The organism is Acinetobacter sp. LipI_15, assembly GCF_058242865.1.
In genome coordinates this window covers 2,344,885-2,359,224 of record NZ_JBZAYN010000001.1, presented here as the reverse complement: position 1 = coordinate 2,359,224, position 14,340 = coordinate 2,344,885, and the positions used below count along the sequence as shown (strand labels likewise).

Here is a 14,340-nt window from a genome sequence, read left to right as displayed (position 1 = left end):
TTTTAAAACATATTTTCATCCGAGTTGGCTGAAATACGGTGAATACTTAAATCAGCGCCACGGAATTCTTCTTCTTGATCTAGGCGGATACCCATTACAGCTTTTAATGTACCGTAAACGATAAATCCACCAATTAGTGCGATCGCAATGGCTAAGAATGTACCAATGATTTGCGACATCATTGAAATACCACCTAAGCCGCCTAACCATTTTTGCCCAAATAAGCCTACAGCTAGGCCACCAAAAGCTCCACAGACACCATGTAGTGGCCAAACGCCGAGTACATCATCAACTTTGAGTTTGTTCTGCGTGTAAGTGAATAATTTTACAAAGATCACTCCAGCAATTGCTCCAATGATTAAGGCACCTACAGGGTGAACCACGTCAGAACCTGCACAAATAGCGACTAAACCTGCTAATGGGCCGTTGTGAAGGAAGCCTGGGTCATTTTTACCTATGAAGTTTGCCGCCAATGTGCCACCGACCATCGCCATGAGAGAGTTAATCGCGACTAATCCTGAAATCGCATCAAGCCGTTGAGCACTCATTACGTTGAAGCCAAACCAACCGACAATGAGAATCCAAGAACCGAGTGCCAAAAAAGGAATACTTGAAGGTGGATGCGCACTGATACGGCCATCTTTTTTGTAACGACCATGACGCGCACCGAGTAAAAGTACTGCGGCAAGAGCGATCCAACCGCCCATGGCATGCACGACAACAGAGCCAGCAAAGTCATGAAAAGCTGCACCGAACTGATGTTCTAACCATGCTTGTAGTCCGAAATTACCATTCCAAGCCATACCTTCAAAAAAATGGGTAAACCAAAGCAACCAACAATAATGTTGCGATCGCTTGAGAACGCATTTTGGCACGTTCTGCAATGCCGCCAGAAATGATGGCAGGAATTGCGGCTGCAAAGGTTAGTAAAAAGAAACAACGCATTAAGTTATAGCCATGATCGGCTGCAAGCGTATCTCCAATATGGAAAAAATGGTGCCCATAAGAGATGTAATAACCCACAAAAAAGTATGCAATTGCGGAAATAGAAAAGTCAGTCAGAATTTTACTGAGCGCATTGACCTGATTTTTATGTCGTACGGTACCTAATTCTAAAAATGCAAAGCCTGCATGCATGGCAAGAACCAAGACTGCACCAAGAAGGAGAAAGAGGAGATCTATATTTTGCATAAGGTGTTCCAGTTTAGTGCGCTAGTTCACGAAAAGAACTTCAGTATATCGAGCGAAAAAAAATGGAAAAGAGATTGGCGCTAGGGAAATTTTGATTAAAAAAACTTAAAAATACATAAGACTCGATATAAAGCAAAGACTTGCATGGGTGTGATATTAACGCACTAAAGTGGTGCAATAGTGTTTTGCAATGAGAAAATTAAATGAATGATTATTAAGTGAAAAACTATGTTTTTTGAATCTGTTTAAAAAATGAAAAACAAATAGCGCCATTTCTGAGTTAATTCAGGGCAATTCATTATTTTGTATTTTTATCTGATTGATAGATGTTAGCGCGAGAATGAAACTGAAAATTGACGAATGATACATTTTTGGGAGTCTGTCTGAGCATCTTGGGGTCTTTAAAAGATGAAAGCTTGATGTCTTGCCTGAATTGAAATGATGCACAGATATTAACCCATGAAATCTCTGCTGCTGCACTTTTAGATGGCGAATAAAACATTGAAGGGTGGGTTTGAGGTGATGGTCGTTGGGTCTGACTGTATTTGATGACGTGTTTAATTGAAGAGGCACAGAATTTTAAGTTTAAGCCTTGAATGCTTAAGCTAAACGCTGTGTATTAATCGCTTCAGCCCAGCCACAACATCCGCAGCGCGGGCAGGTATCCTGAGCACCGTGAATGTACATGGTTTTGCCACAGTGCGTACAGGCATACAGCTGATGCATTTTGATATCTCGAACCGCTTTATAGGGTTTCGGAAATAGTGGCAGTCCATAACGCACTTGTTCAGGTGGGTAAAACAGAATACTAAACTTGCCATCACTTTCTAATAAACCAACTCGAACTTGTCCTAGATGCTCAACATTTTGCTGACGCATTTCAGAGAAGAATTCATCATGTGACATTTTACCTTGTTTAATCTTTTCTAAAACCAATTCACCATCTTCCACAATGTAGAGGGCTTTGCCTTCAATTAAATCTTCAAAGGGTTGGTATTTCATCATTAGCCAAGTGATTACGCGGTATAAACCAATCACCACCGTCATCACGATGAGAGCTTGTAAGATGGGGAGTTCCTCATCAAACATCGGATCGCCAGCAATTGAGCCTAAAGCGAGTAAGATCGCGACCTCAAAAATAGACAACTGACGAACGCCACGTTTCCCTGTAAGGCGTAAAAAAACGATAATTAAAACGAACATAATGATGCTGCGTAAGATAACTTCAGCAGCAAAGCTCCATGTCGTGTCATGGATGAAAATTTGAGTGATATCCATGTCTCATCCTTTTTAATCGTTATGTGTTTTAACTTAGCAAAGCGCTGGGCGATAAAGCAGCTCAATTGTGTTAATTTTTAAGCATTATTTGAAAATGGATTTCATGCTAAGGGTATTGTATGCATGAGATATTTGATAAAAAAAGTGCTTTAAAATAGTCATAAAAAAGCACCGACGAATCGATGCTTTTGATGTGGTCTGGCAATTTTTAAAGATGCTCAGTTATTTAATATGTTCTGCAATATCCGTAAAGATTACACCTAAACCATGTGCGCCAGCATCTGGATAGCCAAGACTACGGTCGCCTACAGTTCCCGCACGTCCCATACGCGCTACGATTTCTTTGGTCTTTTCAGCGCCTTGAACCGCCGCTTTTGCACCAAGTACAAAGTTTTCTTTAAAGGATTTATCGGTATGGGCAGACCAAGAATCTGCGCATGGTACAAGTGCATCAATCAGGGTTTTATCACCCACCACTGCGCCGCGTCCAAATGAACGCTCACCTGTAGTTTGAATGCCTTTGACCGCTGCTTGCAGCATCTCGGCAAAATCAGCGACAGTTAAAACTGATTTGCCTTGAATTGATTTCGCTGCCGCACGGAATGCTGAACCCCAGATTGGGCCAGACGCGCCACCACAATGTTCCATAATGATCATTGAGCAGTTCAGCATGAATTCATCCATCTGCTGCGCTTGAATCAGACTTTGCCATTCACGTTTTAATTGCTTAAAGCCTTTCGCCACGCTCATACCGAAGTCGCCGTCACCAGCATGCGCGTCCAGCTCACAGAATGGCACTTCATTTCTAATGATACAGGCAGACATCACATCCACCACATAGCGCATGTTTTCGATGGTGAATTGCTCATTGCTAATCACCGCATGTTCAGGCTGTGTTTCAACTTGGGTGTTTACTACAGCTTCGGCTGAAGAATCTTTGGACACAAAAGTTAAAGGCTGTGCTGCTGAACCATCCATTTTAAATGCAGGGGTATTGGCTGCTGCATCGAGGTAGGTTTTCAATTCATCATCGACAGCAAGCAAGGACACAGATGCACCATTCATGTCGATACTGGTCATGTAGTTGCCGACAAATGTGCGGTAAATTTTGATGCCTTTACGTGCAAGGTGTTCGCATACATCATGGTTAAAGACATACAACTCTTGCAGCGGTGTGCTACCAAAGCCATTGACCAAGACTGCAACTTCTTTCATGTCTGGACGGTCGAGGAATAAATCATCCACGATGCGCTGTGCCATTTTTTTGGATGGCAAGATTTTTTCACGGCGGATGCCTGGTTCACCGTGAATGCCAACGCCATATTCCATTTCGTCATCAGCCAAAGTAAACGTTGGCGTGCCTTTGGCTGGAACAGTACATGAGCTATAAGCAAAACCAAGGCTAATGACGTTGTCCGCAGCTTTTTGAGCAATCGCTTTTACGTCTGCAAGTTCTAAGCCTTTTGATGCTGCTGCGCCTGCAATTTTATGTACAAATACTGTGCCTGCAACACCACGACGACCGACTGTATATAGGCTGTCTTTAACCGCAATGTCATCTGCCACTTTTACATAGTCAACTTTAATGCCGTCTTCAGTCGCAAGGGCTGCGCCATTCTGGAAATTCATCATATCGCCAGAATAGTTTTTGATGATCATCAGCACGCCTTTGTCAGTTGCGACTTGCTGTAAGGCTTTATAAACCTGAATTTGCGACGGAGATGCAAATACATCACCACATACGGCAGCGTCTAACATGCCTGTGCCTACAAAGCCTGCATGGGCAGGTTCGTGACCGCTACCACCACCACTGATAAGTGCCACGTTATTGTGCTTTTCTTTGCGTGAAATGATTTTGTGCGACTCGTTAAATGCGAGTTCTGGATGGGCAAGAACAAAGCCTTTGCACATTTCAATTACGATGTTTTCTGCACCGTTCATGAGTTTTTTCATGGATGTACCAATCTGTATTTATAGGGGAGAATGTAAAAAAGTTTATTATTATCGAAAAACATAATGTTTGCTGACATAAAAGTGTAAAAAAGGGCAGTTGATCGATGAGTGTGGTGGAAAATTGACGTCTCAGTTGTATATATTCTTCGATAGAATCCCCTTCTTGCGAAGCTACGCTTCTCACCTTTTGCAAAAGGGGACTTTTTCATGTGATTAAATGAATTACGTGATAGTCCCTCCCTTTTTTAAAGGGAGGTTAGGAGGGATTAAAAATATTAAAATAGAAGAATAAAATGAAACCCTACAATAAAAACTTAAAACAAGCCGCAGGTGATTTACGCAATAACATGACTGATTTACCTCTCCCTAACCCTCTCCTGAGAGGAGAGGGAACTTTCACTATTGAATTAACCTGATTATTAAATTAGATGGTGCGCCCTCTCCCTTTGGGAGAGGGCTGGGGTGAGGGCTTGAATGTAGGCTTTAGTGCGATGGTAGTCAGCACTTTTCGCCTGAAGGATTAGAGGCAGATCGAGTGCGAGATGAAGCTTTGGCTAAAGGTGTTGAGATTTGATAATGGGCAGGTAATGGCGCAGATTGATGATGTGGTGGAAGTGATTTATCGGTATTGTTTGGAAGTATTTTCTAAAGAATCCCCCTAAATCCCCCTTTTGCAAAGGGAGACTTGATACGAATTTGATTGCGGTTATGGAGTCGCATAGTTCCTCCCTTTTTAAAAGGAGGCTATGAGGGATTACATACGAAAATTATAGAGAAAATAGCTTTAATAGCCCATTAATTCAAAATGTCTAAAAAACAGTCTGTTTCTTGCTTCAGGTATAAAATTGAATATTGTTTCTAAATTATAAATTTTGATAATTTTTTCGGCTAAATCAATTTGATGAAGGAAAAACAGGCTTTTTACTAACTCTTCTAAGAATATAACTTTTGACAAAATATTACTTAGAGAGTCTCTAATGTTCTTATATTTAGCTTGTTTTTGAAAAAGCTCATATGAAGAAATATAGTTCTCACTGTACTTATGTTTATCTATAGATAAGTAATATAAAGATTGTAAGTCCGAAACATAATTGTCTGATAAGTCTTTTTCTAAAAGTATCATTCCTTTCTTATGCAATGAACCACATCGGAAAAAATCATCTATAAAATTTGAATCTTTTTCATCCTTATCTACAGTTGTTTCTTTATGACTATAAACTTCTTTAAAGTCAGGAGAAAAATAAGTTATCCAGATGTCACATAGTTCTAAAATTTGGACATCATTCAAAAAAGCAAGAGGTTTTTTGATTCCGATTTTATGACTTAATTCATAATGATCTTTAATAAGCTTTATGGCTTTAGCTAGTTCATTATTAGAAATTTTATAACATTTTGTCAGTTCCTCTTTAATGGCTTTGAAGGAGTTATCACTCCATTGTTCGTATGGCGGAAGATGTGTAGTTAACTCAAATATTTGTTGGCGTGATAGGTTTTTTGTGAATGTCCCAAGTTTGTATTCATCTATCAACGAATCAATCAAATAAACTAAATCATCTAGATTATCTTCTAAATCTTTGAATCTTGTATTGAGAATATAACAGTTGATAACACCTTGTTCGACTAAATGTGTCTGATCATCATTGCTTCTAGGGTATCTAAAAGTTTGTCCTGTAGGATCAATACTTGCTATATCACATATTGTTTCATTAATTCGATCAATTAACTCTCTAAAACGGGTATCAAGCAAATTTGCATTTATTTTGAAATATGACCAAATATTCCCAATATCATGTGAAGTAATCAAATTAAAACAGGGTAAATCAATCTTTTTGATGTGAGCTAATAATCTAATTTCTTCAATAGCACCTTTAAGTCTAAGCTCAATAGAATGGCGCATATTAAAACAGATTGGATAAATCAAATGATCAATTTGTTCACCTTTGGAATTTAAAATGTAATTTAAAAGAAGATTAGCCGCTTTAGAATAGCCTTTTGAATATTCTATATAATTAGGTTGTCCATTATCCCCAACACATGCATTAGCCCATGTTGGCCCACTTCCAGTGAATGTTTTGTTGTCCATAAGTGTTTATTACAAAGTTTTTAGAATTTTAATGCAATATTATTGCATAAATCCCTCTTAACCTCCCTTTAAAAAAGGGAGGAGTTGTCACGTAATTCATGTAATCACATGACAAAGTCCCCCTTTGAAAAAGGGGGATTTAGGGGGATTAAAAAATAAAAGCCCTCACTGTGAGGGCTTTTATTAATGCAAATTATTGAACCGAATCATCCAAATTCGGTGCTAACCAACGCTTCGCTTCATCCAAAGTCCAGCCTTTACGCTTTGCATAATCCTCAAGCTGATCGCCTGCGATTTTACCCACGTTAAAGTATTGGCTTTCAGGGTTTGCATAGTAGAAACCGCTGACAGATGAAGGCGGCCACATTGCAAAGCTAGAAGTCAATTGCGTACCAATTTTATCGGTAGAACCTAACCAATCAAACAATGGCGCTTTTTCAGAATGCTCAGGACAAGCAGGGTAGCCCGGTGCAGGACGGATGCCCACATACTTCTCTTTAATCAATTCTTCATTGCTTAAGGTTTCAGACGCTTGGTTACCCCAGAACTCTTTACGGATGCGCTCATGCAAATGCTCCGCAAACGCTTCCGCAAAACGGTCACCTAAAGATTGCGCAAGAATTGCAGAGTAGTCATCGCCTTTAGCTTTGTACTCATTGGCCATTTCTTCTGCACCAAAGATCGATACAGTGAAACCGCCCAAGTAGTCTTCTGCGACACCTTTAGGCGCAATAAAGTCCGCTAATGACAAGTTTGGTTTACCTGTCACTTTATCAGACTGTTGACGAATGTGATGGAAGGTATGCGTAACCGATTGACCATCTTCGCTATACACTTCAACCGAATCCGCTGCTGAACGGTTTGCAGGGTAAATACCAAACACAGCACGAGCATCAAAACGTTTGTTGTCGATGATGTCTTTTAGCATGGTCTGTGCTTGTTCATATAAGTCAGTTGCTGCTTCACCTACAACTTCATCAGTTAAGATAGCAGGGAATTTACCTGCCAAACTCCAAGAAATGAAGAACGGTGTCCAGTCAAAGTACTCAACTAATGTTTCCAATGGATAATTGGTCAACGTTTGCGTACCAATGAAGTTTGGCTTCACAGGCGCATTGGCTGCAAAGTCAATTTTCAAACCATTTTCAACAGATTCAGCATACGTCAGCTTAGCGGCTTTCGGCTGTTTGTTAGCAATACGTTCACGCACTTTTTCATATTCAGCACGTGTGTCTTCAACAAATTTAGGCTTCATTTCTTTAGAAAGTAAAGTTGTTGCTACACCCACTGCACGCGATGCATCGGCAACATAAATCACCGCATCATTTGAATATTGTGGATCAATTTTCACTGCAGTATGTGCTTTAGATGTTGTTGCACCGCCAATCATCAACGGAACATTAAAACCTTTACGCTGCATTTCTTTCGCAACAAAAACCATTTCATCCAGTGACGGCGTAATCAGGCCAGACAGGCCAATGATATCGACTTTTTCATCAATCGCAGTTTGTAAAATCTTCTCGCAAGGCACCATCACCCCAAGGTCGATGATGTCATAGCCGTTACAGCCCAACACCACGCCTACGATATTTTTACCGATGTCATGCACATCGCCCTTCACAGTTGCCATCAGGACTTTACCCTTAGATTGGCCAGCTGTTTTTTCCGCTTCAATGAATGGGTTGAGCCAAGCTACAGCCTGTTTCATGACACGTGCAGATTTCACGACTTGCGGCAGGAACATTTTGCCTGAACCGAACAAATCACCTACCACATTCATGCCGTCCATCAGCGGACCTTCAATCACATCGAGTGGACGTTTAGCTTTCAGGCGTGCTTCTTCAGTATCTCCATCAATAAAGGTGGTGATACCTTTTACAAGCGCATGCTCAAGACGTTTTTCAACTGGAAGCTCACGCCATTCCAAGTTTTCCACTTGTTTTTGCGCAGCACCTTGACCACGGTATTTTTCAGCAACTTCAAGCAGCTTTTCTGTAGCTTCTTGATGGCTTTCACCTTGGTTTTGGTTCAAGATCACATCTTCAACCGCAGCTTTCAGTTCAGCATCAATATCATCATAAATCGCCATTTGACCTGCGTTGACAATACCCATAGTCATGCCTTGCTGAATGGCATGGTATAAGAACACTGAGTGAATCGCTTCACGTACAGGCTCGTTACCGCGGAAAGAGAACGATACGTTAGACACACCGCCAGAAATCATGGCATGCGGCAAGTTTTGCTTAATCCAGCCAGTCGCTTCAATGAAGTCCACAGCATAGTTATTGTGTTCTTCAATACCAGTTGCCACGGCAAACACGTTCGGGTCAAAAATGATGTCTTCAGCAGGGAAGCCCACTTCATTCACCAATACATCATAAGAGCGCTTACAGATTTCTTTTTTACGTGCAGCTGTATCGGCCTGACCATTTTCGTCAAAGGCCATCACAATCACGGCAGCCCCATACTGACGGCACAAACGCGCTTTTGCAACGAACTCGTCATAGCCTTCTTTTAAGGAAATCGAGTTTACAACCGCTTTACCTTGTACACATTTTAAGCCCGCTTCAATGATTTCCCATTTAGATGAGTCAATCATGATCGGCACACGTGAAATTTCAGGTTCAGAGGCTACAAGATTCAGGAAGTGCACCATTGCGCCTTCTGAATCCAGCATGCCTTCATCCATGTTGATGTCGATAATCTGAGCACCGGCTTCAACTTGCTGCTGTGCAACTTCTAAAGCTTCGGCAAAGTTTTCTTCACGGATTAAACGTAGGAATTTTTTAGAACCTGTCACGTTGGTACGTTCACCGACGTTTACAAACAGCGAATCTTCTGTAATGTTGAACGGCTCTAAACCGCTTAAACGGCAAGCGGGTTTGGTTTCTGGCACTTGGCGCGGCGCAATGTCTTTTACGGCATTGGCAATAGCACGGATGTGATCCGGCGTTGTACCGCAGCAGCCGCCAGTGATGTTAATCAAGCCACTTTCTGCAAATTCTTTAATAAAGGCAGCGGTTTGTTCAGGGGTTTCATCATAACCGCCGAAGGCATTTGGTAAGCCAGCGTTCGGATGCGCCGAAATAAAAGTATCGGCAACGTCAGCAATGGTTTTTACATGCGGACGCATGGCATCTGCACCTAGGGCACAGTTAAAGCCAATCGACAATAAATCACCATGACGCACAGAGTTCCAGAACGCTTCAGCAGTTTGGCCAGTTAAAGTTCGGCCAGAGGCATCGGTAATCGTGCCTGAAATCATCAATGGCAATTCATAGCCAAGCTGATTAAACACTTCTTTCACTGCAAAAATGGCAGCTTTACAGTTCAAAGTATCAAATACTGTTTCAATTAAAAGAATGTCTGCACCGCCTTCAATCAGGGCATGCGCAGCTTCAATATAGTTTTCTTTAAGCTCATCAAAAGTAATGTTACGAAATGCTGGGTCATTTACATTTGGCGAGATCGAGCAAGTACGTGAAGTCGGGCCAAGCACACCTGCAACAAAACGCGGTTTTTCAGGCGTTGAGTATTTTTCACAAGCTGCTTTGGCAATACGCGCTGCTTCACGGTTGATCTCTGATACCAAATCTTCCATGTGGTAGTCAGACATTGAAACTTTTGTGCCGTTAAAGCTGTTGGTTTCAATAATGTCTGCACCAGCATCGAGATAGGCTTCATGAATGCCTTGAATGATTTGCGGCTGAGTCAACACCAATAGGTCATTATTGCCTTTGAGGTCAGATGCCCAATCTGCAAAACGCTCACCACGGTAGTCAGCTTCTTCGAGTTTATGACGCTGAATCATGGTGCCCATTGCACCGTCGATAATCAGAATCCGTTGAGCGAGCAGCTCTTTTAGGGTGGCAAGCGTGGACATAAATAACCCCAATCCGATGGAATATAAAATCGGCAAATATATTAACAGAATTCATTGCAGTTTTATTGATATTCAATCATCTTCACAGCGCGCAATTATTAGCTTGTTGAATTAATGAGCAATATTGCAACTTGCTAATTTCATATTCCAATTTCATATAAATGTATGGAAAGCTTCATGAATTTGTCATATTGCTCAGGCAAGATTAAAAAACATCCAGCAGGGCTATGCAATATGACAAAAAAACATGACAGATGAAATATAAGCTGAAACATTGGGTTTCAAAGAAAATAAAGTTTAAATACGTAGATTAAATAACTGATTTACTTTATGAAAGTAGAGTGTAGGAGTCGGTTTTAAACACCTAAAAAAAACAAATAAAGCATGAAAAATTGCTTTATATGACACCGCTTTGTCATATAATTGTCATAATTAAATTGAACAATATGGGGATTTTAAAATCCTCTATTCCTGCCTGCATGAATTCTAAACAAACTCCCGTAGATTCAGCGCACACGTCGACTCCTCAAAAGTCCACGAATGTTCATGTGCCTACACCGAAATTCTTTATGCCGGTATTTTTAACGGTGATTATTTCAACGTTGATTTATATTGGTTTTCAGGTGACTGCCGATTTAGCGCATGTTCCGCCTTTAAGTCTTTATTCAATGATTTTATTGGGCACAGCCTTATTCATCGCACTTGGCTTTGAATTTGTAAATGGTTTCCATGACACTGCAAATGCAGTAGCAACAGTGATTTATACCAACGCCTTGTCAGCACCGGTTGCGGTAATGTGGGCGGGTTTCTGTAACTTCCTAGGCGTAATGGTTGCCAGTGGTGCAGTCGCTTACGGCATTATTGCCTTGTTACCTGTTGAATTGATTATGAATGTCGGTTCAGGTGCTGGCTTTGCCATGGTTTTCGCTATGTTGATCGCAGCGATTTTGTGGAATTTAGGGACTTGGTTCTTGGGCATCCCAGCGTCTAGTTCGCATACTTTGATTGGTTCTATTCTTGGCGTTGGCATCATGAATTACCTGTTAAATGCAGGTGGTGGTGCGAGCGGTGTAGATATGGAGCAGGTGCTTAAAGTGGGTAAGGCGTTATTGTTCTCTCCACTGATTGGTTTTGCATTTGCGGCTCTCGTTTTCTTGTTGGTGAAGCGTATTTTCCGCAAACAGCTAGAATTGTTTCAGCCACCAGAAGGCAACAAGCCGCCACCACCACTAATTCGTGCAATTTTGATCTTTACCTGTACAGGTGTAAGTTTTGCGCACGGTTCAAATGATGGTCAAAAAGGTATGGGTCTGATCATGCTGATTTTGATCGGATGTGTGCCATTGGCTTATTCATTGAATAAGAACTTAGATAATCAACATATTCAATCTTTCCATCAGTTATCTGCTCAAACTGCGACTGCGATCTACGCAGAGCATAAGGATATTCCTGATGCACAAGCACGTGATGTACTCACCAAATACATTCAAACCAAAGAAGTCAGCCCAGAAGTTGTGCCAGCTTTGGCAAGTTTGACCGATCATTTAGGTGAGCGTGTTGCACAGTATGGCGACTTAAAAGATATTCCTGAACAAGAAGTATCTTCGATTCGTAATGACATGTACTTAAGTACTACTGCTTTTAAACGTCTAGATAAAGCTGACCAACTACCAGCAATGGCAGAAGCTGAACAAAAGACAGTGAAGGAATATCGTAGTCACTTAGATTCGTTCTTACAGTACATTCCAACATGGGTGAAAGTCGCTGTTGCATTGGCACTGGGTCTTGGAACCATGGTGGGTTGGAAACGTATTGTCGTGACTGTAGGTGAGCGTATTGGTAAAAACCACATGACCTATGGTCAGGGTATGTCTGCCGAGCTTGTTGCTATGTCAACGATTGCTGCTGCGGATGGTTTTGGTATGCCTGTATCGACTACACACGTACTTAACTCTGCGGTTGCAGGTACCATGGTCGCGAATAAATCGGGTCTGAACTTTGCAACAGTGAAAACCATTCTATCAGCTTGGGTCTTCACTTTACCTGCAACGATCTGTCTATCAGGTTGCTTGTACTGGTTATTCTTGAAAGTGTTCTAAGCAACTCAAATTCCAGATATAAAAAAACGCTGCTTCGGCAGCGTTTTTTTATGGCTTTATCTCAGACATCACCGATTTTAACGAGATGACTGAGAGCCGAATTAGAACAATCAAACTAGCGAGTTGAAGCTTTGCAAAGTTCAACACTTATTTAAACCAATGCAATTATGCTTTTTTAAACAGCCCCAATACTTTTTTCACGGGCAATTTCTCTTCAGCAAAACCATACAGCGCTGCAAAAGGTAAGGCAGTACGCGCCAAATAAGCCACACGCCATAAGCCACCATGGTTGGCACCATGCATCATGAGTTCTAATGGATGGTCTAGCGCTGTTTCAGGGTTAGCAACCGATTGAGGGTTTCTCAAGTCGTGAATCCATAAAGCCGCCATGAGTGCATTGGTGGTTTCAGGTTGAAACGATTCCACATCAAATAAACTCGCACCATTAAATGCGGCTTTTAATAATGGATTCTTCGTCACTGAGCGGGTCGTGGTGGATGGCGCAATATTGATACTAACCCGCTGACCATTTTGACGTGCGACAGTTGCGCGCCATTGTTGGATACGTTTTGCGAGTGCGTAGTTTGGACCTTGTTCCACCACCAAACAGTCAGCGATACCATAGGATTTTCCATTGTCTGCTGTGGTGGTTTGCTCGTTATTTTGCTTAAAGAAATGCTGGCCTGTGACTTTGGCAATACTTTGTGTCAATAGTTTTTGTGCAGACGCACGGTTTTGAAATTTGGCTTGCGCTGCCGTAACAATTTCTTCTGGAACAGCATAGACATCGGTCGGAGTACACATAAACATCAAGCTAGTGTCGGCTTTTTGTTGGCTGACATAGGCCATGATGCTGTCCATTGCCATTGCAACACGAACATGCTTTTCACCATCTAAATAGGCAATTGCAGCCAGATCTAGTTGATGTTCACTTTTTGCAAGCCATTGTGCAATTTCAGGAATGTGTGTCAGTAAATTGGCGCCCAATTTGTGTTTTAGTTCTTGAATGGGTGTGTCTTCATGCACAGCGTCGAGACTTGGTGCATATAAAGTGGCATTACCGACCTGAACCGTGCTTAAGATTCGATCCCAAACACGTTCATTATTGAGGTCGATTGCCACAATATTGGCTTTCCATTTTGCTAACCACGTCAGTGGGCCAGCTTCGGAAGCAGCACCAAAAAGCACCATAGTCCGATCTGACAAATCGAACCATTCTGGGTGTGCAATGGCTTCACGTAATGCGTCGGCATGACTGGCTTCAATGATGCCAGCATCTTGCCATTTTTGAATCTGAGCCAGTAAAGCCTCACCTTGAAGTTTTTGACCATGATAGGGCACATACCACTCAGGCGCTGCGTCACTTTCACCTTTTAATTTCACGGTATGCAGCGGATGTGCAGTCAAAGCTACTGCATCTTTGAGCGTATACTTTTCTTGATTACGATAAAACTCAAAGACGTGATGCGCTTTATTTAAACCTTGCTCAGCAATGTTGATCGCTGCTTCAGATGATTGAATCCCTTGTTCAACCAAGGCTTTAAAATATTCAGGATATTTTTTACGCCAGTTTTTTTCTTGTTTTGCACGTACAGAAGAGTGATGGTCAACTGCAGCTAAGGCTTCAGCAATAATTTCACGACCAGTTTTAGATGTACTCGGCTTTTGGTTTGAAGCCGAAATGGGAAATTGAAGACCTTCAGTTGAACTCGACATGCAAAATATCTCAGCTAATTTTGTCATTAATATACAGATGTATACATTATCTATGCCAAATTAAAAAATAGGGTGGCATAAAGTGCCAGATTTATATGATTTGTCATGTGCTTTTGTGAACTTTCGTAGAATATACA

General features: G+C 41.4%; 6 protein-coding genes and 2 pseudogenes. 2 read left to right on the top strand and 6 right to left on the bottom strand.

Annotated elements, in window-relative coordinates; all coding sequences use genetic code 11:
- Window positions 1-2: 2 nt before the first annotated feature.
- From AC4CU0_RS11205 to dhaK, 3 genes and pseudogenes are all read right to left on the bottom strand, one after another.
- A pseudogene (locus AC4CU0_RS11205) lies at window positions 3-1,191 on the bottom strand (ammonium transporter).
- Window positions 1,192-1,791: 600 nt separating this feature from the next.
- A complete protein-coding gene (locus AC4CU0_RS11200) occupies window positions 1,792-2,469 on the bottom strand; it encodes a DUF421 domain-containing protein (RefSeq protein WP_180026487.1) in 678 nt (225 codons plus the stop codon).
- A gap of 222 nt (window positions 2,470-2,691) precedes the next feature.
- Window positions 2,692-4,422 (bottom strand): dihydroxyacetone kinase subunit DhaK, encoded by a 1,731-nt coding sequence (gene dhaK / locus AC4CU0_RS11195; protein WP_490743153.1) that lies wholly within the window; start codon window positions 4,420-4,422, stop codon window positions 2,692-2,694.
- Between the two features lie 293 nt (window positions 4,423-4,715).
- Between dhaK and AC4CU0_RS11190 the strand changes: the two are divergent.
- Window positions 4,716-5,084 (top strand): annotated as a pseudogene (locus AC4CU0_RS11190) (endonuclease domain-containing protein).
- A 122-nt stretch (window positions 5,085-5,206) separates the two neighbouring features.
- Here the strand turns inward: AC4CU0_RS11190 and AC4CU0_RS11185 are convergent.
- Together AC4CU0_RS11185 and metH are read right to left on the bottom strand one after the other, a co-directional pair.
- On the bottom strand, window positions 5,207-6,505 hold the full coding sequence (locus AC4CU0_RS11185) for a hypothetical protein (RefSeq protein WP_180162782.1): 1,299 nt from the start codon (window positions 6,503-6,505) through the stop codon (window positions 5,207-5,209).
- 193 nt (window positions 6,506-6,698) lie between these two features.
- Window positions 6,699-10,388 (bottom strand): methionine synthase, encoded by a 3,690-nt coding sequence (metH, locus tag AC4CU0_RS11180; protein WP_490743152.1) that lies wholly within the window; start codon window positions 10,386-10,388, stop codon window positions 6,699-6,701.
- 479 nt (window positions 10,389-10,867) lie between these two features.
- On the opposite strand from metH, the gene AC4CU0_RS11175 reads away from it, so the two are divergent.
- Window positions 10,868-12,487 (top strand): inorganic phosphate transporter, encoded by a 1,620-nt coding sequence (locus AC4CU0_RS11175; RefSeq protein WP_180024086.1) that lies wholly within the window; start codon window positions 10,868-10,870, stop codon window positions 12,485-12,487.
- Between the two features lie 165 nt (window positions 12,488-12,652).
- Here AC4CU0_RS11175 and AC4CU0_RS11170 read toward each other — a convergent pair whose 3' ends face one another.
- A complete protein-coding gene (locus AC4CU0_RS11170; RefSeq protein ID WP_490743151.1) occupies window positions 12,653-14,203 on the bottom strand; it encodes a hypothetical protein in 1,551 nt (516 codons plus the stop codon).
- Between the last annotated feature and the right edge of the window lie 137 nt (window positions 14,204-14,340).

Bases quoted from the DNA above. Each gene is read 5' to 3' on its own strand.
- AC4CU0_RS11200 (WP_180026487.1), bottom strand. From the start codon at position 2,469: ATGGATATCACTCAAATTTTCATCCATGACACGACATGGAGCTTTGCT.
- dhaK (WP_490743153.1), bottom strand. From the start codon at position 4,422: ATGAAAAAACTCATGAACGGTGCAGAAAACATCGTAATTGAAATGTGC.
- AC4CU0_RS11185 (WP_180162782.1), bottom strand. From the start codon at position 6,505: ATGGACAACAAAACATTCACTGGAAGTGGGCCAACATGGGCTAATGCA.
- metH (WP_490743152.1), bottom strand. From the start codon at position 10,388: ATGTCCACGCTTGCCACCCTAAAAGAGCTGCTCGCTCAACGGATTCTG.
- AC4CU0_RS11175 (WP_180024086.1), top strand. From the start codon at position 10,868: ATGAATTCTAAACAAACTCCCGTAGATTCAGCGCACACGTCGACTCCT.
- AC4CU0_RS11170 (WP_490743151.1), bottom strand. From the start codon at position 14,203: ATGTCGAGTTCAACTGAAGGTCTTCAATTTCCCATTTCGGCTTCAAAC.